This window comes from Candidatus Poriferisodalis sp. (genome assembly GCF_965208895.1).
Classification (GTDB): domain Bacteria; phylum Actinomycetota; class Acidimicrobiia; order Acidimicrobiales; family Poriferisodalaceae; genus Poriferisodalis.
The window spans coordinates 4232115-4253073 of record NZ_OZ242363.1 but is presented as its reverse complement, the minus strand read 5'-3'; the positions used below and the strand labels follow the sequence as shown (position 1 = coordinate 4253073).

Sequence of the window (20959 nt, the reverse complement as noted above, 5' to 3'; positions counted from 1 at the left end):
ACTGCACAATATCCCTGAAAGCCCTGCCGACTATCCGCACTGTGGATAGTCAACTATCCTTTTATGCATGGCTTATCTGCGGCGTCACATCGATGGGCGTCTCGCTCGCTTGATGGCCGTCCACCCGGCGTGCCTGGTCGAGGGAATACGAGGGGTCGGCAAGACCTCTAGCGCGCAGCGCCTCGCCGCTTCGACGCTGCGCCTCGACGATCCGCCGGTCGCCGCAATGGTGGCCGAGGATCCCCAAGCCGCCTTCGGTGCGCTGGTGCCGCCTGTGCTTATCGACGAATGGCAGCGCGTGCCGACGGTGTGGGACGCAGTACGCCGCTGCATCGACGACGACCGGGTGCCCGGCGGATTCATCCTGAGTGGGTCGTCGCGAGCGGCGCTCGCCGCCGACGTGCACGCCGGCGCAGGCCGCATCCTGCCCGCCCGCCTTCGGCCCATGACCCTGTGTGAGCGACGAGGCGAGGCACCCGCGGTGAGCCTCGCCGATCTCGCCGCGCACGGCATCGATGCCGTGCGCGGGGTCCGGTCCCCGCTGACGCCGCCCGAGCAGACCGACGCCATCACCGAATCGGGACTGCCCGGCTATCTGGGCATGGATCCCGTCGATCATCACGAAGCGCTGCGGGCTTATCTCGACCTCGCGGTCGCGCGCGACCTCGCCGAGATCGCGTCCGCGCAGCGAGACGTCACCAAGCTGCGCAGCTACATACGCGCATACGGCGCCACAATCGCCACGACCGCCGAGCATGCCGCCGTCCACAACGCAGCAGGCGTGTCCAAAGCCACCGGCGAGAGCTACCACGACCTGCTGACCCGCCTCGGGCTGATCGACGAACTGCCCGGCTGGTCCCACAACCGCCTCAAACGGCTCACCCGCCGCCCCAAGCGCCACCTGGTCGACCCGGCTCTCGCGGCCGCCGACCACCACGACACCACGTCCACTCTCGCCCGGCGACGCGACCGCGCCGGGCAGCTCTTCGAGAGTGCCGTCGTGTGCCACATCCGCGCCGCCGCCGACGTGCTCGGGCTCGGATGGCGCTTCAGCCACCTGCGCACCGCAGGCGGTGACCACGAAGTCGACCTCATCGCCGATCTCCCCAACGGCGACGTCCTGGCATTCGAGGCCAAGCTGTCACGCACCGTCACCGCCGCCGACGCACGCCACCTCAAAACGCTCAAAGAACGCCTCGGCACCAGCTTCCGCACCGGACTGGTCGTCTACCCCGGCGACACCGCCTACCGCCTCGACGACCGCATCGCCGCAGTCCCCCTCGCCGCACTCGTGTGAGCGCTCCGCCGAACTCAGACGGCACCGTCTTCGACCAGAGTTATACTCAGATATAATATTCGGAGGTGAATGTGCACTCCACGACGATGCGACAGGTCGGCGGCTCGGTCATGTTGGCAGTGCCGCCGGCGCTGCTCGACGTGATCGGCGTGCGGGCCGGTTCAACAGTTGACCTTGACGTCGACGGCGGGCGTCTTGTGGTCGTGCCCCGCCGACGCCCCGCCTACACGCTCGACGAGCTGATCGCCCAATGCGACCCCACTGCGCCTGATGACGATCGAGCATGGATTGACGGAACACCTGTCGGCCGCGAAGAGCTGTGACTCAGCGGGGAGAGATCTGGCTGGTGGATCTCAACCCAACAGCCGGCCACGAGCAGCGGGGCACCCGACCCGTGATGGTGGTGTCGCCTGCGGAGTTCAACGCTTTGACCTCAACGCCGATCGTGGTGCCCATCACCACTGGCGGGCAGTTCGCACGCCGACGCGGATTCGCCGTCTCGCTCGACGATGCCGACACGCGCACCCACGGTGTCGTGCGCTGCGACCAACCCCGCGTGCTCGACCTGCAAGCACGCAACGGGAGATACCTCGAAACCGCACCCGGCCACATCGTCGACGACGTAGTCGCCCGCCTCGCAGCCATCATCGGCTAGATCTGAAACTGACGGTCGCCGTAGTGGACGGTCAAGGTGTTCAAGATGGCTTTCCAGCCGTTGTGTCGCCGCCGACCCACAGGTCGAAGTGAGCTGTGAGCTTCCGAACGGCAGCATCGCCGCCATTGCGGACCTCATCGATGAGCTGACGGACAGCGTCATGAGACGCCAGGTCACCGGCTCGCGGGCGCAGCAACAGGTCAGCGAGCCGGCCGTCTCGGCCCCGCAGGTCCAGCCGCTTCAGCACCGCGCCGAGGGTGCCTGCGGCCCCGTTTGCCACTGCTGTGAATTTGAGTCGCCCGTGTTCCGATTCCGCAGCGACGCTGCCGCGGGCCTACGGTTCGACGATGCAACGGAATCTTCGTGCTCTCGCGGTGCTGTTAGTCGGCGCCGTCAGCCTCATCGTGCCGCTTTCCGCGGCGACCGCAGCAGGGCTCGATGACGTCGACGTGACGCGCTACGGGGGTGCCGATCGTTACGCGACATCGCTGCTGATCGCCGAGGCAGTGGCAACCGAGGCTGGTGGAAGGCTGGACACCGTCGTCATGGTTTCGGGCAGCAGCTGGACCGACGCAGTCGTCGCCGCCCCGCTGGCGGGGTCGCTGGACGCCCCGGTGCTGGCAACGCCGCCCGGCGAGCTGCGAGCGGATGCCGCGCGGTTCTTGCAGCGCACCGGTGTCACGCTGGCTGTGCTCATCGGCGCTGACAGCGACACAAGCGGCGTCGGACCCGCGGTGGTGGCCGAACTCGAGGCGCTCGGCATCACCACCGAGCGGGTGACCCGCCCCGACCAGTACGCGAACTCCGTCGCTGTCGCCCGCAGACTCGGCGCTCCCGGCGAGATGGGACGTCTGGGCCGGACCGCTGTCGTGGCCAGCGGCAGGGTCTTCGCCGACGCCCTTGTCGCCGGCACCTTCGCCGCGCGGGGTGGACACCCGATCCTGCTGACCAAACCAGAAATTTTCCGCCGCGATGTGGCACGCTACCTGACCGACAGGGATGTCGAGCATGTTGTGCTGATGGGCGGCAAGGCAGCCCTGCACCAAGTGATCGAAGATGCGATCACCGATCTCGGCATCGAGGTGACTCGCCTCGCGGGTGCGACTCGATACGACACCGCTGTCGAGGCTGCTGAGTTCATTGACGGCCGCTACGGCGACGGGTGTTTCTCCCCGCGCCGGATCGGACTGGCTCGTGCGCGTGTGCCATTCGACTCATTCAGCGCTGGCCCGCTCCTGGCCCGCCTGTGTGCGCCGCTGCTGCTGGCCGACCCAGGCGCCGTTCCCCGTTCGACGGCCGAGTTCCTCAACGATGCCCTCGAGGTCCGAGCGCGGGTGCCTCGCGATGCCGGTCTGCACGTGTTCGGCGGAAATGCAGCCGTTTCCCGGAAGGCCGTCGACCATTACCTCGATGATCCGTTGGGCACAGAGGGTGGCAGGCTTCGACCGCCAGGTCCGTGCGTCCCGGGCCTCGGAAACGAGCCCATCCAAGTTCTGGCGGATGTGTTCTCGCACCACGCCGCGTGGTCACCGGACTGCACCAAGATTGCCTACACGGGCTGGACTGAGCCATACATCGGGGCCTTCTACATCGCCGGCGTCGACGGTTCCGATCCCGTGATGGTGTTCGATCACGGTGCAGGTTCGCCCGCTTGGTCTCCTGATGGCAGCAAGATTGCTTTCGATCGGAGCTCGGGCAAGTGGGTGAAGGGAGACCCGGTCAGTCACATCTTCGTCGTCGACGCCGATGGATCGAACCTCGTGCAGCTCACGTCCGGCGAATTCGGCGACAGATCCCCGAGCTGGTCGCCCGACGGAAAGCGAATCGCCTTTGCGCGTCAAGACCTGAACAACCGAGAGGGCATCTATGAGCAGTATGACGATGTCTTCATCGCCGTGGTGGACGCTGATGGAAGCAAGCTGAAGACGCTCACCGAGGGCGGATTGTCAGATGGTTATCCCGCGTGGTCGCCAGATGGAAGATGGATCGCTTACGACAGAGGTCAGGATCTTTGGCTCATGGACACGGAGGGGCGAAACGTCCGCAGAATCACCGAGGAATACTCGCCTGATGGCCATTCGTGGTCACCTAACAGCACGGCGATCGCGTACACGACATTTGCCTTTGTGCAAGACGACACCTACAGCGACGGAGTCCGGCACGACCGGACCCTGTTCGTCACCTCGCTCGACAGCGGGAGAACCGTTGAAGTGGTCAGGTACGTGAGCCGCCCCGTGAGCAACACATCACGAGGCACGTTCACCATCATCCGCAGGCCTCAATGGGCACCCGACGGCCGCAGCATCATGTACGAGCGCAACACCCATATGGGCGACGCTGCGAGGACATATGTCGCACCTGCGCCGGCGCTCTGAATCGGTGAGCGCCGCTGAGGGCACGAGTGTGTGTGGCGATTCTTGCTGCCTCCCGGAGCGGCCCCCAGTCCCAGGACGCAGTCGACATACGCTCCGGCGGGCCGCAAGGGCTGCGAGCTCGGCCGCAGTCGCCGTCCTGATCACCGCTGTCACCTTGATGCTTCCAGCCGCACCGGCGAGTGCGGTGTCCAACCTCTCCGAAATCGAGGTGACGAGATATGGGGGCGCTGATCGTTACGCAACGTCGCTGCGTATCGCTGAGGCGTTCGCCGATGGCGCCGGCGGTCGCCTGGAGCAGGTCGTTCTCGTCTCTGGACAGCAGTGGACCGATGCGGTAGTTGCCGCTCCGCTGGCAGGGGCGCTCGAGGCACCGGTGCTCACCACGCCTTCGAGCGAGCTGCGCTCCGATGCCGCAGCGTTCCTGCGGCGCGCCGGTGTATCCGACGCCTTGATCGTGGGCGCGGACAGCGACACCGACGGCGTCGGACCCTCGGTGGTGACCGAACTCGAAGCGCTCGGCATCTCCGTCGAGCGCGTCACCCGTCCGGATCAGTACGCGACCTCGGTTGCGGCGGCGCGACGGCTCGGCACACCCGGCGACATGAACGGGCACGGCCGGACCGCGATCATGGCCAGCGGCAGAGTGTTCGCTGATGCTCTCGTCGCCGGCCCCTTCGCGGCACGGGGCCGCCATCCGATCCTGCTGACCAAACCCAGCATCTTTCGTCGGGACGTTGCCCGCTATCTGACTGAAACCGATGTTGAGCACGTCATCCTGATGGGCGGCACCAGCGCAATGCCTGAGATCATCGAGGATTCGATCACCGATCTCGGCATCGAGGTCACGCGCCTGGCGGGCACGACGCGCTATGACACGGCCGTCGCCGCTGCGGAACTCGTCGTGCGCCGCTACGGCCTCACGTGCTTCACCGAGCGTCGTGCCGGCCTGGCACGCGGACAGGTTCCGTTCGACGCATTCAGCGCTGCGCCGCTGCTGGCCCGACTGTGCACTCCGTTGCTGCTCGCCGACCCTGACAGTGTCCCTGTCCCGACCGCTGACTACCTCCATCAGGCACGAACCGACATCGGATCCTTCACGGGCGACAAACTCGATGTGCACGTCTTCGGCGGCAATGCAGCCGTCTCAGACACCGCCATCGACGACTATCTCACCGGCGACGCCGCTGTCGGCGTCCAATGCGACCTCGACGTCGGAAGCGAACCCAGGACGATCATTGACGATGTCGATGTGATCCTTCCTGTCTGGTCGCCGGATTGCCGTCGCTTCGCCTACGAGAGCAACCGGGAGATCTGGATCGCGGATGTCGACGGCAGCAATCGGGTCAAGCTGACGCGTGGCACATTCCCCGCGTGGTCGCCCGATGGCACGCGCATCGCGTTTGCCCGCTTCACCGGCCGGGCGCTGTACAGCAACGTGGTCGCCCATCTGCATGTCATCAACGCGGACGGAGGCGGAGAAGTGCAACTGACCGATTCGATCTCGCAGGACTATGCCCCGCGATGGTCGCCGGATGGCCGCCGGATCCTGTTCCGCCGTATCGATCTCTGGGAAGAGCCCGAGGAGTTTTTCGCCAATCGACACCTCGCAATCATCAATGCGGATGGGACCAACGAAACCAATCTGGATACCGAGGCGTTTTTCGAGCGGAACCATTACTGGACCCATGACGGCGAACGCATCTCCATTGGGAGCGGCGGGGGCGTCGCAACTGTGCGAGATGACGGTTCAGACTGGAAACCCGTCTGGCCTGTCACGCTGAGCGACATCAGATTCTCGGGATACGCATGGTCACCCGACGGATGTCGAATTGCACTGGTCAACAGGGTTGCCCACGAAGACGGTCAAGATGGGAGCTATACTTGGGAGAGCTATATCAAGGTGCTCAATCTCGAGAACTCAGATGTGATCACTGCGGTGAGCTACTCGGGGGCCAATCTCTTCAACGTCCCCGAAACACTTGCCCCGCAATGGTCGCCAGACGGCCGTTTCATCGCCTATTCCCTTGACGACGGCAAAGTCACGCCGCGGCGGCCGCTTGTCGTTGTACGAGTCCCACCGACGTGAGACCTCCTCGTTCACTGTGTCGATAACGTGCCGCGGGTGATCAGTGCCGCGGAACTGTCGTCGATCGAGACGGCCGTGGGCGAACTGAGTACCCGGGTTTCTCAGGCGGCCGATGAGCTGATGGGCACCCCCCATGAGGATGTCGGCGTCGAGCTCTACGAGGTGGAGCGCTCGCTGCGGATGGCTCGCCGCCGACTGGCCCAGGCCACCGACGCACTGCGCTGAGCACTCGGCCAGCGGCTGCTGCTGGCAGCGCCTCGCTGCGATCAGGAACGTGCAGCGATGGCGTCGGCGGTGGCGACGATTTTGCGGGCTCGGGTGAGGTGCGGCACGTCGACCATCTGACCCTTGTGGGCGAAGGCCATCAACCCGGCGGCTTCGGCCTCAGCGAAGGCCTCAAGCAGTTCTTGAGCATCGGCCAACTCGGCCTCACTGGGCGTGAACGCAGCGTTGACAATGTCGATCTGGGCGGGATGGATGGTGATCTTGCCGGTGAAGCCCATCGCCGCGGAGGTCGCGCACTCGGCGGCGAGCCCATCGTCGTCGCGAAAGTCCACGAATACGGTGTCGAGCGGCTGCTTGTTCCACGCCGTGGCGCCCACCAGGCACATCACCCGGGCGTATTCGAACACCGGCAGGTAGGCGCCTGTGGCATCCCGATTGGCCTTGGAGCCCATAGCCGCGGAGAGATCCTCGGCGCCCCAGCTCAGCGCATCCACCCGGTCGTGTTGTGCGAGCTCGCCGATGTTCAACAGCCCCTGGGGCGTTTCGGTTCCCAGCACCAACAGCACCACGCCGCCGGGTGGGTGACCGTGCTCGATTTCCCAGCGGGTGATCATCGCGTCGAGTTGGACGACCTCTGCCGCGTTGTTCACCTTGGGCACCAAGTAGGCGTCGGGCGGAGACACCATCGTCTCGGCGATGTCGTCGACGCACCAGGGACTGTCGAGCGGGTTGATCCGCACGACACGTTCCTTCGCACCGAAGTCGACGTCGGCGAGCCAGCCCGAAACGGTTACTCGGGCACTGTCTTTGTTGTCGGGCGTGACGGCGTCCTCGAGGTCGAGCACGAGGCTGTCGGCATCGGCAGCAAGCGACTTGGCGAGCATTCGCTCATTGGCGCCGGGCACAAAATGCGATGACCGTCGCACGGTCGCGGCACCGGGCTTGCGGGTCTCAGCCATGCGGCCCATCCTCCGTGCTTTCTCGTTTGATGCTCAGACGTTTGCTTCTCACGCCCGTGCCTTTGCTGAATCAGAGGCTGAGCGATCCCCGCATCTTCTCAGGCCGCGAAAGCGCTCGGGCAGAAGTCGTTCAGCACGCAATCATCGCAAGCCGGCTTGCGAGACGAACAGACTCGTCGCCCGTGCAAGATCAGTCGCAGGCTGAAGTCGCCCCGTTCGTACTGGGGAATCATCGGGTTCAGTGCCAGCTCTACCTTGACCGGGTCTTCTTCATCGGTGATGCCGAGGCGCCGCACCAAGCGGCCGACGTGGGTGTCGACAGGCAATCCGGGCAGGTCGAACGCCACCGACCGGATCACATTGGCAGTCTTGCGGCCGACGCCGGGCAATTTCACCAGGTCCTTCAGGTTCGTTGGCACCTCGCCGCCGTGATCGGCCAGCAAATGGCGTGCCATGCCCTGCAGGTTGCGGGCCTTGCTCCGAAAGAAGCCGGTGGGATGCACCAGTTCCTCGAGATCGGCGAGATCGGCCGATGCAAGTGCTTCGGCGTCGGGATACTTCGCGAACACGCCGGGAACGGTGGCATTGACGCGGGCATCGGTGCACTGCGCGGACAGGATCGTTGCGACCAGCAACTCGAACGGGTTGCGGTGCTCCAGCTCGCAGACGGCCTCGTACTCGTCCTTGAGCCGTTCATGCGTCCGCTGGGCGCGTCCCTTCGGCGATCGGGGCCTGGCCATGGCGAGTGTCTAGCGCTCCGCCCGAGCGCGTGCGCTGCCCTTGCGAATCGAAACAAGCTTGTCGGCACGCAATTGACCGCAGGCGGCGTCAATCGACGTTCCCCGGTTCCGACGCACGGTGGCATTCACCCCGAGGGACGAGAGCTCCGCGGCGAAATGCTCGATCCGCTCAGCCGGCGACGGTTCGTGGCTGTATCCCGGGGTGGGATTCAGGGGGATGAGGTTGACGTGAGCCGCCAGCGGCCGGGTGTAAGCGGCCAATTCCGCAGCGTCTCGGTCGGTGTCGTTGACGCCGCCGATCATTGCCCACTCAAGGCTGATGCGCCGCCTCTTGGCGCGGCGATAGTCCGCAAGTGCGCGCGCCAGATCTCGCAGCGGGTACGTGCGATTGATCGGAGCAATGCGGTTCCGCAACCGGTCGTTGGCAGCATGGAGTGAGACCGCCAAGTTGACCGGCAGCCGGGCCTTCGCCATGCGCTCAATGCCGGGAATCACACCCACGGTCGACACCGTGATGTGCCGCGCACCGATGCCCATGTCTGTGTGGAAGCGTTCCACCGCCGCCCACACAGATTCGTAGTTGGCGAGCGGTTCGCCCATGCCCATAAAGACGATGTTGACGGCTCCGCCGCGGGCGGCTGCGCTGTTGACGGCTCCGCCGCGGGCGGCTGCGCTGTTGACGGCTCCGCCGCGGGCGGCTGCGCTGTTGACGGCTCCGCCGCGGGCGGCTGCGTTCGGGCCGGAAGGTGCTTCCTGCAGTGTGCCCAGAACCTGCTCGACGATCTCTCCGACACTCAGGTTCCGGTCGAAACCCACCTGGCCAGTCGCACAGAAACTGCACGCCATGGCACAGCCCGCCTGACTGCTGATGCACAACGTGGTGCGATCTCGGTAGCGCATCAGCACCGACTCGACCAGGTGACCGTCACGCAGCGACCACAGGTGTTTCGTCGTGGTGCCCCGATCGGCCGACTGCGTGCGGACGAGTGTCAAAGCCGGCGGCAGCAATTCGCTGATGGCGCGGCGCAGGCTCTTGGGGACATTGGTAATCTCGGTCAGCGGTCGGCGTTGGCGGTACAAGCCCTCCCACACCTGGTCCAGCCGGTACGCGGGCTCGCCCTCTAGCAGCTCTCCCAGCTCTGCACGGCTGAGGTCTCCGAGCGAGGGGTCGGCGCCCAGATCTGCCACGTCCGCCCGATTCCCTACGAGCTCAGCGGGCCAGTGCCTGTGAACAGCCGGCGCACGACGGCAACCTCGAGCCCGAGATCGAGGTACAGCGTGACGGCGGGCGTGTTGTCGGCGTCGACATAGAGCATCGCCCGCGTCAGGCCCGCGTCGGCGAGGTGTTCGTAGCCGGCCAGCGTGAGGGCCCGACCGAGACCCCGACCGTGGTACTGGGGGTCGACTGCGATGACGTACACCTCGCCGACCGGCGGGTCCTCATCCGCGTGCACCTTGGTCCAGCAGTAGGCGGCGATGCCGCCGTCGATGTCGTAGACCCGGAAGCCGTCGGCGTCGAACCACGGCTCGGCCTGGCGCTCGGCAACCTGGGCAAGAGTCCATCCGCCCTGCTCGCGGTGCCAGGAGAATGCACGGTTGTTGACGTCAACCCATGCCTGCTCGTCTTGCCCCACCACGAACGAGCGCGTCTCGATGCCGCTGGGCTGATCCATCGGCAAGGACCGCTCCATGCGATAGAGATCGCGCTCGAAGGTCAGGCCGAGCTCGGCGAGCCCGCGCCCGAGTTCGGTCTCGGTTGGCACTAGGTCGCCGCTCGCTGGCTCGCCGTGATCGGGATGATCGATCCAGACCGACATCGGTCCAGTGGCATCGGTGAGCTGCAGGCGCAATGCCTCAACCAGCGCGCCCGGCGTCCATTGCGCGGCATTGGCCTCCACGACGGCGCCGTGCTGATCGGTACCGATCGAGATGACGGGATCGGCACTCACCGACAGGAGGCTAATGCTGCACCGGCTCCGCAATCAGGCCGCCGTGATCGCCGCAGAGGCTGCGCCGATGGGGGGCGTGCGGACGCAGGTGCCACACTTGTCCGGTGAATCAGATGCGGTGGCTCAACCGCAGCCAGCCTCAGACGCTCTTCAGTGCAGTGCTGCTGTGCTATTTCTCCGCAGCGCTGCTGCTGCTGTTCGGGACTCGCATCGATTCGCAGCTCGCACGCGACATCTTCGAGGGCATCGTCTCGCTCTTTGCCAGCGACCGCACTGCAGACGATCTGGGTAACAGCATCGTGCCGCTGGCCCTCACCGTCCTGCTCGGCGGCGCGTACGTCGCGGGCGCCTTGGGGACGTCCAACGAGCGCCGTTGGGGCCACTGGCTGTGCACCGCGGCAGCGATCTACGCAATCCTGGCGACCTTGTGGTGGGGTGCGCGCACGAGCTTCCAGCTGGGCGTGATCTTGCGCCTGATGTTCGATGCGTTGTTGCTGGTGCTGCTGTTCCATCCGATAAGCCGCAGTCACCGCCGCGTCTGGTTCCAGTGACCTCGCGCCTGCGCCGACAGACACACTCTGTGCTGCCCAGCCCCGCAGAGAAGGCTCGGGCCGTCGAGGAGATGTTCGACGAGATCGCGCCCCGCTACGACCTGCTGAACCGGATGCTGACGTTCCGCCTCGACACACGGTGGCGTCGCCGCGCCGTGGCTGCGCTCGGGTTGCAGCCGGGCGAGACAGTCATCGACGTGGCCTGCGGCACCGGCGACCTGTGCAACGAACTCGAATCGGCAAGGCTGCGTCCCGTCGGCGTGGACTTCTCCGCAGGCATGCTTGCGGCGGCTACCACCGATGCCCCCTTGCTCCGCTCGGATGCGCTCAGCCTCGGCGTGCGCGACGCTTCGCTCGACGGCGCTACGTGCGGCTTTGCGTTGCGGAACTTCGCCAGCCTCGGGCCGTTCTTCGCTGAGCTGTCCCGCGTGCTGCGGCCCGGTGCCCGGGTTGCGCTTCTCGAGGTCGCCGAACCTGCCAACCCGCTGCTGCGCTTCGGTCACCAGATGTACTTCGGCAAGGTGGTGCCGGCGGTCGGCAGCCTGCTTAGCAGCCGAACCGCCTACCGCTACCTGCCCGAGTCGGTGGCCTATCTGCCCGAGGTGGCGGTGCTGTTGGCCCAGCTCGCGGAGGCAGGATTCCGCGACGTGAACCGGGAGGCGCTGAGCGGCGGCATTGCCCAGCTCATCACCGCAACGCGGACCGGCTGAGCTGATCCGGTCGGTGCCGTGCGCTCAGGCCACAGGCACCATCTTGGCGAGATCGTCAACGGGGAGTGCGGACCACGCCGGCTCGTTGACGGGGCGCTGCAGGCCGAGATTCAGGTACCCAGTGCCAAACCGACAGTGAGCAGCGCACCCACGACGATCTGCAGGCGACCGGTGCCGACCAGCACGCCCACCAGTGCGGGACCGGTTGCCCCGCGCAGCACCGCTCGAACGGGCGCAATCGCCACCACCGCAGCGGCGACGCCCAGGATTGCCCACGGCCGCAGCAAGGTGAGGTACAGCGGCGAGAACACCACCAGGAACACCACCACGACGTACATCGCCCGCGTCGGTCGATCCCCCACCCGCACTGCCAGGGTCCGCTTGCCGGCTTGCTCATCGGTGGGCAGGTCACGCAGGTTGTTCGAGATGAGCAGCGCCACCGAGCCCAAGCCCACCGGTACCGACGCCGCGATGCCCAACACTGTCAACCGTGCGTCTTGGACGAACGCCGAACCCGCCGTTGCCACCAACCCGAAGAAGACGAACACGAACAGCTCGCCGAGACCCCGGTAGCCGTACGGGCGACGTCCGCCGGTGTAGTACCAGGCGGCCACCATCGATGCCCCTCCCGCCACGACCAGCCACCACGACACCGCTGCTGCCACAACAATGCCGAACACTGCAGCGACGCCGAAGGCTGCGAATGCAGCTCTTCGCACCGCAGCCGGGGTCGCCGCTCCTGAGGCCACCAGGCGCTGCGGTCCCACCCGGGCCACGTCGGTGCCCCGAACCCCGTCGCTGTAGTCGTTGGCGTAGTTGACGGCGATCTGAATGCACAACGACACGATCAGCGCGAAGGCGGCTCGCCACCACACGACCGCGCCGTCAGCCGCGGCATCCGAAGCCGCTGTGCCGACAAATGGCGGCACCAAGGATGCAGGCCAGGTGCGGGGCCGAGATCCGGCCAGCCACGTGCGCACGCCGGTCATCGCTGCGGCGAGCCCAGGGGACCGGTGATGCGGGTGATTGCGAAAGACTGGGTGCCTGTTGCCAGCAGTCCCCCGTCGGCGGCATAGATGCGAACGATGCCGTTGCCGATGGCGTTGTGCACGGCGTCGGACTCGATGTCCAACAGCACCCATTCGCTCTCGGCTTCACCAGAGATTCGCACCGTGTTATCGAGGCTGGATCCCCTGAAACCAGCATCGAGGCTGACGCGCATCCCGCTCGGCAGCAGGTCGGCCAGCGCCGTCAGACCCGGACCCGTCGATGCGAGCGTGCCGCCGAGGCGCGCCCAGTAGCGGACGTGCCGCTCGCCCGGCTGCTGGCCGGCGAGCCGGATGTCGGCTTGATCGGTGAACGAATCGCCGGTGATCGAGGTCGGGCCGCGCGGAGCGCATGAGTCCGGCGGCGGCACATCGGGGGCCGTCGCCCACGTCTGGTCGATTCCCAGCTGTCGACCGCCAAGGGACACGAGCGCACGCAGAATGACCCGGCCATCGGCGGCGTCCGTGATCTCCGCGGAGGCCTGGGTCATCCGGTTGCCGCTGGCGCCGATGTCGAGGGCGATGGCCGCGCGGCCGTCGACCGGCAGCCGCGCCAGGTACTGGGCCGATGCAGCAGCCATAGGCCGGCCCGTGACGCTCTCGAGGGCCGCCACGGCGGCCGCGAGTGCGCAACCGCCATGCATCGTGCCGGTGGCGCCGGCCACGTCGTAGGTGACCGGCAGCAGCCAATGCAGCTCGGTGCCCGTCGACTGAAGACCGAAGAAATCGATGACCTCAGCGACGTGCGGGTCCTGCGGCGCGGCATCACTCATCGCAGCATCGCTCATCGCAGCCTCGGCGCTCACGCAGCCGAAAGCTAGTGCTGACTACAGCCTGAAGTCCTCCACGGGGCCGGCCGCTCGCGCCACGGCGAACGACTGGTTCCCGGCGGCGAGCGGCGCCAGCAACTCGCCGTCGGGCGTGAACATCCGCATGATGCCATGGCCGACCGCGTGGCCGCGCGCGTCTGCGAGCGCAGACTCAGCCTGCTGCGGCCGCCCAGGGAGCGGATTCCTGCGACCGGTAGTGGTCGGGGCGAATGCCGAATGCCTCGATCATGCGGTGCCAGCCGCTTGCGGAGGCGAGCAGCGCACCTAGGCGCAAGATCTGCTGTTCATTGAAGTGGTTTTCGAGCCGGTCGTACAGCTCGGCCGGGATCACGCCTTTGTGCTCATAGCCAGAGAGACGGTCGCACAGTGCGAGTGCCGCCTTCCACGACTCGGGCAAATCCGATGCCTCGTAGTCGGTGAGCTGGGCGATGACTTCGTCGGTCAGTCCGGTGCGCACCAACGATGCGCTCTTGACCAGGCTTCAGTGAAAGCACTCGTTCCGGTTGGCCATGCGGATGCGGCACAGCTCGATCATGTGCCGGTCGAGCGCACCGGGATCCTCGTCGGGATGACCGCCGTACACGGCCCCGACCCAGCCGAGGAACAGATCGATGGTGGTCTCGTCCGCGGCGAGCGTCCGAAAGAGGTTGTCGTCGGTGTAGGCCTTGGCGTACCAGGTGTCCAAGCGGCGTTGCTGCTTGTCGTCCAGTTCGGTCACCTTCGGCAAGTAGCCGTGCTCGTTCGCCATGACTCCCCCTCGACGGCCGTGGCTCGCTGGCAGCGACGCTACCGCCCCGCAGCACACTGAGCGTTCGTGTGACGGCGCAGCACGGCTAGAGCCGCGGATCGACCGGCTCGCTCTCGAGTGCGAGCACGCCGAAAACGCACTCATGCACACGGGACAGATGCTCGTTGGCAACGAACCGGTCGAGCGCCTCGATCCCCAGCGCAAACTCTCGCCGGGCGAGCGACGACTTTCGGCCCAGCGAGCGTTTGCGGAGCCGTTCCAGATTCGTCGGCGCCAGGTATTCGGGCCCGTAGATGATCCGCAGGTACTCACGGCCACGGCACTTCACCCCCGGCAGCACCAGACCCCTGCCGGAGCGTGCGATGGTCTGCGCCGACTTGATCACCATGCCCTCGCCGCCACGGTCAGTCATTGCTTGCCACCACTGCGTCGCCTCCGCCACCGAGGCATCGTCGTCAAGATGCACGAACCGGCGATCGGTTCGGCGCAGCGAGCCGCCCGCAGCTGTGACCAGCGCATCGATCTCTTCGAGGTGCCAGCGGTGAGGTCGACGCGCCAGCACTTCGCCCTGCGCGGCGAGGATCTGGAACGGGGCGATCTCGATGCCGTCGGCGCCGTCCACGTCCCAGCAGTACTGCCGGTAGGCGCCGACGAACGACGCCACGTGTTCCGCCCGCTCCGCGGTCCGCGACGTCAATGCCTCCACGTCGACCCCTCGCTTCGTGGCAGAGGCCATCAACTGCAGGGCTGTTCCGAGCGCTACAGTGCCCGCGGCGCCTGTCGCTGCGTACTGGCGGCGCAGCAGCTCGGCAGACTTCGCTGTCCACGGCAGCATCTCGGCGTCGACCACCAGCCAGTCGGTGCCGAGGCGGTCCCAGATACCGGTGGCATCGGCGGCAGCTCTCAGCCGGTCGAGCAGCGTGCCGGCCACGCCCGGGTTCGAGAAGAATGGCCTGCCGGTGCGCGTCACGATCACGCCTGCGTCGTCATTGGAGATGCCGAAGCGCTCCGCTGCAGCCGTGGGATTGCGCGCGAACACCAGGACCGCCCGAGACCCCATGTGCTTCTCCTCGCACACCACCTCGCCGGTACCGGCCTTGCGGAAGTACGAGAACGCTTCATCGGGATGTTCAAGACAGTCAGGGCGCGCAGTGGTCGCGGCTGGCGCCATGGTGGGCGGCAGATAGGGAAGCCAGCGAGGGTCGACGGCGAAACGGCTCATCACTTCGAGCGCGGCGCTGGTCTGGTCGGCCTCGATGGTGATGCGGCCGCCCAGAGCTGTCTCAATCGATCGCTTGCCCAGGACATCGCTGAGGTCGACCAAGGAGACGCCATTCGATCCGTGCGCGCCAACCGCACCGTCGCCGTGTGCGCGCAGCGGCCTCGTCGGCTCGTAGTGCACTCGTGCGGCGGGCACCGAGACCAGTTCTTTCTCGGGCCAGCGCAACGCCGTGAGCTCGCCGCCGAACACCACGCCGGTATCAACACAGATCGTGTTGTTCACCCACCGGGGCACCAAGACCGGCGTATGGCCGTACACCACCGCAGCCTCACCCCGGTAGTCGTTCGCCCACGGGTAGCGCACGGGCAACCCGTACTCGTCGGACTCGCCATCGGTGTCGCCGTAGAGCGCGAGCGAGCGCACGCGGCCCGATGTGCGCCCGTGGTATCGCTCGGGCAGTCCTGCGTGCGCGACCACCAAGGCGCCGCCGTCGAGCACGTAATGGCTGATGAGACCGTCGAGGAAGGCTGCCACCCGGGCGCTGAACTCCGAGCCGCGGGCGTCCAGCTGGGCCAGCGACTCGGTGATGCCATGTGTCGGCTGCACGTTGCGCCCGCCCAGGGCGCGGCGCAGCTTGTTCTCGTGGTTGCCCTGCACGCACAGTGCGGCGTCGGCGTGCACCATCGACATCACGACGTCGAGCACCTCGGCCACGCCGGGGCCGCGGTCGACCAAGTCGCCGACGAAGACCGCCCGTCGCCCGTCGGGGTGGACGATCGGTGACGAGTCGGTGTCGTAGCCGAGTTCGCCGAGCAGCGCCACCAGCTCGTCACCGCAGCCGTGGACGTCACCGATGATGTCGAACGGCCCGGCGTCGTCCCGCCGATCGCACCACAGCCGCTGACGAATCACCTGCACCGTGTCGAGCTCAGCAGCGGTGCCGAGCGAGTACACCTTGCCGAAGCGCTCCTTGCGCAACCGCTTGACCGTGCGGCGCATCGTTTGATGCTGCCGCTTGACGGCGTGCTCGGGCGTGACACGGCCCTGTCGCTCCCGGCTGCGCTCCAGGCACAGGTCCAATGGCAGGTCGAACACGACGGCGGTGGCCAGCACGTCCCACTTGCGGGCCAGCTCGATCAGTGACGCACGGTCGGCAGGCTTGGTGTTAGTGGCGTCGACCACGGTTAGACGCCCGACCTCGAGGCGCCGTTCCACGATCGTGTGCAACAGATCGAAGGCCGCTGCGGTGATCGACTGGTCGGACTCGTCGTCGCCGACGAGCGCGCGGCACCGGTCGCTCGACACGATCTCAGTATCGGAGAAGTGCCGACTGGCGAAGGTCGACTTGCCCGACCCCGATGCACCGCACAGCACGACGAGGCCCAGGTCGGGAACCTCGATCGTCGCGAGCTGATCTCTCATCGCCGGAACACCGCCATCTGCGTCGGCGGACCGTAGTCGGAGTGTTCGACGCCGATTCCGCTGATGTCAGCTCGGTAGCCGAAGCGTTTCTCTATGTCAGCGACCCACGCGCCGAACTCCTCGCGGCTCCATTCGAAGCGGTGGTCGCGATGACGCATGCCGTCGGGCCCGACATGGCTGTAGTTCACGTTGAATTCTCGATTGGGCGTGGTCAGCACTACTGCCTGCGGCGCTGCGTGGGCGAACACAGCATCGGCGAGCGAGTCGAGCCGCTCGGGGTCGACGTGCTCGATGACTTCCACCAGGGTGGCGATGTCGAAGCCGCGCAGCCGGTCGTCGGCGTAGGTCAACGCACCTTGGACGAGAGAGACCTGCTCGCGACGGCGCTCGGACATCTCGTCGAGCCCGAGGCGCCGCTCGGCCCGGTCGAGCGCGTCGATCGAGGCATCGGTACCGAGCAGGTAGGTGACAGTCGGCTCGTCCATCAAGTGCGTGAGCAGCCGTCCTTCGCCGCATCCGAGGTCGGCGACCCGTCCGCCTCCCAGGCTGCGCACCACCTCGAGCACTGCCGAACGACGCTGGTCGGCCAGGCTGATCGGACGTTCCGCCAGTTCGTGGTCACCCCCTTGCGGCTCGGCCCCTGACCCACTGCCGCCGTTGGCAGCATCGTCATCGGCGCTGTCGTCGCGGTCGTGGTCGGACTCGGCAAGACGCTCCATGGCCGAGCGCGTCAGGCTGCCGAAGCGCAGGTACCGCCGCGAGATGAGATACGACTCGGGATGCGACTTGAGCCAGTCGCCGCCGCGGCGAAGCAGCTTGTCGACCTCGCTGTCGCCGATCCAGTAGTGCTTGCGGTCGTCGAGCACCGGCAGCATCACAAATAAATGCTCCAGCGCGGCTCGTACCGTCTGGCGCCCCTTGAGCCCGACGCTGTGGTAGCGGCTGTTGCCCCACGACGGGAACTGCGCGTCCAGCGCGATCGGAGTCGTGTTGACCTCGTAGCCCAAAGGCTCGAACAGGCGACGCACGATGCGCTCGCCGCCGCGCACCGGCAGCGTCGGCAGATGCACTTCCAGATCCAGCGGCTGCGCGACCAGATGCGGTCGAGCGTCGCAGGTACCGCTCAGCGCTGTCCCGAACAGGCGACCGAGGGCCACTGCGAGCATGGACGAGGCCACATACGGCCGGTCGTTCACGTAGTGCTCGAGGCTGGCTGGCGGGCGCCCCTTGGTGCCGCGTGCCAGCGCAATCGGGTCGACTTCGACGAACAGCGTCGCCGTGCAGCGCTGCGGGGTGGCCTCGGGAAAGAACACATGCGCACGTCCGATTCCGACGTCGACTGTCCGCACACGGTCGGGATGCTTGTGCAGCAGATAGCCCAGATCAGTCGCGTCGGCCGTCGTGGAAGTGAGCGAGACCAGCATGGCACCGCCATCCAAACACAATTCACAGTGCACGCTGCAACCATTTTCTGAAGGTCACTGTCGATGTCGTCAGGGCCTCCAGCCAGGCGGATACGGTCCGGTCCCTCGCTCGGCGCTGACTCCACAGTCATTTTGGACTCGTGCCTGTTGTCAGACCTGACGGCGGGGCGGTCGATGTCTGCGGAATATGTACCGCTTGATGTGCGGCGTCGCCGAAACCTGTCGCCTGAACAGGGCTCCGGTCATCTCGCGTAGTCTCTGCAGGAGCCGAACATGGTCGAGCGGCATGGCCGCACAACGCAAGGGGGCGTGACATGAAGGCAGCTGTGCTCTGCGAACAGCCGGGAGACCTCGAGATCGAGGACCTGAGCATCGATGCTCCGGGGCCCAACGAAGTGCTCATTCAGACCAAAGGCGCTGGGCTGTGCCACAGCGACCTGCACTTCATGGAGGGGCTGTTCCGGACGCCGCTTCCCATGGTGATGGGCCACGAATCGGCGGGCGTGGTCGAAGCGGTCGGCTCCGACGTGAGCTATGTGGCACCCGGCGACCACGTCGTGGCGTGCCTGTCGATCTTCTGCGGCCAGTGCCACCGGTGCCTGTCTGGCAACCCGCACCGTTGCACGAACATCCGGGCCACGTCCCGCCCGAGAGATGCCGCCCCCCGCTTGACCCGCGACGACGACACGGGTGTCGACCAGATGGCTCGGCTCGGCGGCTTCGCCGAGCAGATGCTGGTGCATCAGAACGCCGTCGTGAAGATCCGCCCCGACATGCCGCTCGATCGGGCATGCCTCATCGGCTGCGGTGTCACCACGGGCTTCGGTGCTGCGGTCAACACCGCCGGCGTGGGCGTCGGCAGCGTGGTCTGCGTGATCGGCTGCGGCGGCATCGGATTGTCGGCCGTGCAGGGCGCCCGGGTCGCCGGTGCGGGGCGCATCATCGCGGTTGACATGACTGACGAGAAGCTCGAGACGGCCCGCCAGCTCGGCGCCACCGACACCGTCAATGCCTCAGAGGTGGACGACGTGGTGACCGCTGTCAAGGACATGACCGGTGGCGGCGTGGAGTACAGCTTCGAAGCCATCGGGCTGGCGCAGACCGTGCAAGAGGCGTTCGGGATGCTCGACATCGGCGGCACAGCCACCGTGATCGGCATGGTCCCCTCGAAAACCAGGGTCGAGCTGCGCGGCATCGACTTCCTGGCTGAGAAGAAGCTGCAGGGCTCGATGATGGGCTCGAACCAGTTCCGCAGCGACATCCCGATGATGATCGACCTGTACCTCGACGGACGGCTCATGCTCGACGAGATGATCTCGGGGCGCATCGACCTCGAGCAGATCAACGAGGGCTACTCCTGGATGAAGGCCGGTACCTCCAACCGCACGGTCATCACGTTCGACTGACACAGCGACGCGTCCGCGGGTCACCGCTCTTGCAGGCCGCGGGTTCGACATCGTCCGCAGGCGCGGCACGGTGAGCCCCGCTTCACCCGCCATCGGCTGTCGGCTGGGCTGCTTGAAGTCGTCGAGTCCACAGAATCGATGCCGATCGGAGATCGCCCGTTGAGCGAGAGCGCTGCCAATCCGAAGGCCGCGGCAAGGGCACTCGCCACGGTTGGCGCCGAGCGCATCACGACGCTTGACGCCGTGCGCGGCGTGGCCGTGCTCGGCATCTTGACCATGAATGCCGTGGCATTCGGCCTGCCGGCAGCCGCCTACACCAACCTCGACGCGGCCGGATCACGGACGCTGTTGGACTGGATCATCGGCGGTGCCGGAGAGATTTTCGCCGATCAGAAATTCATGGGCCTGTTCTCGATGCTGTTCGGCGCAGGCATCGTGCTGTTCGCCGAGCGCGCCGCGGCGAAACGCAGGCGCAGAGCGCTGTTGAGCCTGTGGCGCAACGCACTGCTGGCCGTCATTGGCCTCGTGCACATCTCGATCTGGGACGGCGACGTGCTGCTGCTCTACGCGCTCTGCTCGCCCCTGGTGCTAGCACTGAGAAAACTGCCGCCGAAGGTACTCATGACGCTGGGCGCAGCCTGTTTCGCCGCCGTCGCGGTCACCTCATGGACCGTGCAGTCGTCGCTGCGCAGCTACTCCAGCGTCCTTATCGACTTCTGGCACTACGGCGACCACTACGGCGTCGTCGAGACGTGGTTCCTCATCGATGTGTTCGGACGAGCGCTGGGGGCCATGCTCATCGGGGCAGCGCTGTACCGCACGGGCGTGATCAGCGGCCGCCGGACGCCGTCGTTCTATCGCCGTCTCGCGGCCTGGGGGCTCGGCATCGGGCTGCCGCTGTCAGCCGGCGGATTCGCGCTGATGGCAGGCTCCGGTTTCGACATCGATTGGGCCATCTCAGGAACGATCCCCAACACGCTGGCCACCATTCCCATCTGCTTGGGCTACTTGAGCCTGATCGCGTTGTGGAATACAGCAGGCGACTCGGCAATGCGCCAGCGCGTGCGCGCCGCCGGGCGCATGGCGCTCACCAACTACCTCACCCAGACCGCGATGGGCCTGCTCGTGCTGGGCACCCTGTTGGGCGACTCCGAACTGAGCCGCAGCGCCATCGCCGTGTTCGTCGTCGTCGTCTGGGCGCTGCAGCTGTGGTGGTCGAAGGCCTGGATGGATCGGTTCAGCTTCGGTCCCGTCGAATGGCTCTGGCGCTGCGCGACCTACCGCCGCTGGCAGCCATTGCGCAACCGCTGATGG

The 20959-nt window shown here is 66.5% G+C and carries 21 protein-coding genes; 10 read left to right on the top strand and 11 right to left on the bottom strand.

All coding sequences use genetic code 11. The features are described 5' to 3' along the window. The first annotated feature begins 67 nt into the window (after positions 1–67). From ACOGJB_RS19100 to ACOGJB_RS19090, 3 genes are all read left to right on the top strand, one after another. Positions 68–1297 carry an ATP-binding protein gene (locus tag ACOGJB_RS19100; protein WP_419838659.1) on the top strand — a complete coding sequence of 410 codons (1230 nt, stop codon included), beginning with the start codon at positions 68–70 and terminating at the stop codon, positions 1295–1297. Positions 1298–1368: 71 nt separating this feature from the next. After that, a complete protein-coding gene (locus ACOGJB_RS19095) occupies positions 1369–1620 on the top strand; it encodes an AbrB/MazE/SpoVT family DNA-binding domain-containing protein (protein WP_419840773.1) in 252 nt (83 codons plus the stop codon). Then, a complete protein-coding gene (locus tag ACOGJB_RS19090; RefSeq protein WP_419838658.1) occupies positions 1617–1952 on the top strand; it encodes a type II toxin-antitoxin system PemK/MazF family toxin in 336 nt (111 codons plus the stop codon). The genes ACOGJB_RS19095 and ACOGJB_RS19090 overlap by 4 nt, the downstream gene beginning before the upstream one ends. Positions 1953–1992: 40 nt before the next feature. Here the strand turns inward: ACOGJB_RS19090 and ACOGJB_RS19085 are convergent, their stop codons facing one another. Continuing rightward, on the bottom strand, positions 1993–2232 hold the full coding sequence (locus tag ACOGJB_RS19085; RefSeq protein ID WP_419838657.1) for a hypothetical protein: 240 nt from the start codon (positions 2230–2232) through the stop codon (positions 1993–1995). 67 nt (positions 2233–2299) lie between these two features. Between ACOGJB_RS19085 and ACOGJB_RS19080 the strand changes: the two genes are divergently transcribed. The 3 genes from ACOGJB_RS19080 (at position 2300) to ACOGJB_RS19070 (ending at position 6638) form a co-directional block, all read left to right on the top strand. Further along, positions 2300–4327: a cell wall-binding repeat-containing protein gene (locus ACOGJB_RS19080; RefSeq protein WP_419838656.1), complete on the top strand. Its 2028-nt coding sequence runs from the start codon at positions 2300–2302 to the stop codon at positions 4325–4327. Positions 4328–4484: 157 nt separating this feature from the next. Beyond that, entirely contained in the window at positions 4485–6413 is a 1929-nt protein-coding gene (locus tag ACOGJB_RS19075) for a cell wall-binding repeat-containing protein (RefSeq protein ID WP_419838655.1), read from the top strand. A gap of 36 nt (positions 6414–6449) precedes the next feature. After that, a complete protein-coding gene (locus tag ACOGJB_RS19070) occupies positions 6450–6638 on the top strand; it encodes a hypothetical protein (RefSeq protein ID WP_419838654.1) in 189 nt (62 codons plus the stop codon). 41 nt (positions 6639–6679) lie between these two features. On the opposite strand, the gene ACOGJB_RS19065 is transcribed toward ACOGJB_RS19070, so the two are convergent. The 4 genes from ACOGJB_RS19065 to mshD form a co-directional block, all read right to left on the bottom strand. Continuing rightward, entirely contained in the window at positions 6680–7597 is a 918-nt protein-coding gene (locus ACOGJB_RS19065; protein WP_419838653.1) for an HpcH/HpaI aldolase/citrate lyase family protein, read from the bottom strand. A 98-nt stretch (positions 7598–7695) separates the two neighbouring features. After that, a complete protein-coding gene (nth, locus tag ACOGJB_RS19060) occupies positions 7696–8337 on the bottom strand; it encodes an endonuclease III (protein ID WP_419838652.1) in 642 nt (213 codons plus the stop codon). Positions 8338–8346: 9 nt separating this feature from the next. Then, positions 8347–9525, bottom strand: a complete 1179-nt coding sequence (gene rlmN / locus ACOGJB_RS19055) for a 23S rRNA (adenine(2503)-C(2))-methyltransferase RlmN (RefSeq protein WP_419838651.1) — start codon at positions 9523–9525, stop codon at positions 8347–8349. A 14-nt stretch (positions 9526–9539) separates the two neighbouring features. Next, a complete protein-coding gene (gene mshD, locus ACOGJB_RS19050) occupies positions 9540–10286 on the bottom strand; it encodes a mycothiol synthase (RefSeq protein WP_419838650.1) in 747 nt (248 codons plus the stop codon). Positions 10287–10390: 104 nt separating this feature from the next. On the opposite strand from mshD, the gene ACOGJB_RS19045 reads away from it, so the two are divergent. Together ACOGJB_RS19045 and ACOGJB_RS19040 are read left to right on the top strand one after the other, a co-directional pair. Then, the gene (locus tag ACOGJB_RS19045; protein WP_419838649.1) at positions 10391–10837 is read left to right on the top strand and encodes a hypothetical protein; all 447 of its coding nucleotides are present in this window, start codon (positions 10391–10393) and stop codon (positions 10835–10837) included. Between the two features lie 29 nt (positions 10838–10866). Beyond that, positions 10867–11547: a ubiquinone/menaquinone biosynthesis methyltransferase gene (locus tag ACOGJB_RS19040; protein WP_419838648.1), complete on the top strand. Its 681-nt coding sequence runs from the start codon at positions 10867–10869 to the stop codon at positions 11545–11547. Positions 11548–11657: 110 nt separating this feature from the next. Here the strand turns inward: ACOGJB_RS19040 and ACOGJB_RS19035 are convergent, their stop codons facing one another. The 6 genes from ACOGJB_RS19035 to ACOGJB_RS19010 form a co-directional block, all read right to left on the bottom strand. Beyond that, complete coding sequence (locus tag ACOGJB_RS19035) at positions 11658–12536, bottom strand: 1,4-dihydroxy-2-naphthoate polyprenyltransferase (RefSeq protein ID WP_419838647.1); 879 nt, start codon at positions 12534–12536, stop codon at positions 11658–11660. Further along, positions 12533–13399: an acyl-CoA thioesterase gene (locus ACOGJB_RS19030; RefSeq protein WP_419838646.1), complete on the bottom strand. Its 867-nt coding sequence runs from the start codon at positions 13397–13399 to the stop codon at positions 12533–12535. Before ACOGJB_RS19030 ends, ACOGJB_RS19035 begins: the two co-directional genes overlap by 4 nt. A gap of 175 nt (positions 13400–13574) precedes the next feature. After that, on the bottom strand, positions 13575–13880 hold the full coding sequence (locus ACOGJB_RS19025; protein WP_419838645.1) for a carboxymuconolactone decarboxylase family protein: 306 nt from the start codon (positions 13878–13880) through the stop codon (positions 13575–13577). A 24-nt stretch (positions 13881–13904) separates the two neighbouring features. Further along, positions 13905–14171, bottom strand: a complete 267-nt coding sequence (locus ACOGJB_RS19020) for a hypothetical protein (protein ID WP_323673011.1) — start codon at positions 14169–14171, stop codon at positions 13905–13907. 85 nt (positions 14172–14256) lie between these two features. Continuing rightward, a complete protein-coding gene (locus ACOGJB_RS19015; RefSeq protein WP_419838644.1) occupies positions 14257–16815 on the bottom strand; it encodes a polynucleotide kinase-phosphatase in 2559 nt (852 codons plus the stop codon). Next, the gene (locus tag ACOGJB_RS19010; protein WP_419838643.1) at positions 16812–18239 is read right to left on the bottom strand and encodes a 3' terminal RNA ribose 2'-O-methyltransferase Hen1; all 1428 of its coding nucleotides are present in this window, start codon (positions 18237–18239) and stop codon (positions 16812–16814) included. The genes ACOGJB_RS19015 and ACOGJB_RS19010 overlap by 4 nt, the downstream gene beginning before the upstream one ends. A gap of 314 nt (positions 18240–18553) precedes the next feature. Between ACOGJB_RS19010 and ACOGJB_RS19005 the strand changes: the two genes are divergently transcribed. Both ACOGJB_RS19005 and ACOGJB_RS19000 read left to right on the top strand, forming a co-directional pair. Then, positions 18554–19645 carry a Zn-dependent alcohol dehydrogenase gene (locus ACOGJB_RS19005; RefSeq protein ID WP_419838642.1) on the top strand — a complete coding sequence of 364 codons (1092 nt, stop codon included), beginning with the start codon at positions 18554–18556 and terminating at the stop codon, positions 19643–19645. Positions 19646–19804: 159 nt separating this feature from the next. Further along, entirely contained in the window at positions 19805–20956 is a 1152-nt protein-coding gene (locus ACOGJB_RS19000; RefSeq protein WP_419838641.1) for a DUF418 domain-containing protein, read from the top strand. Positions 20957–20959 lie beyond the last annotated feature (3 nt).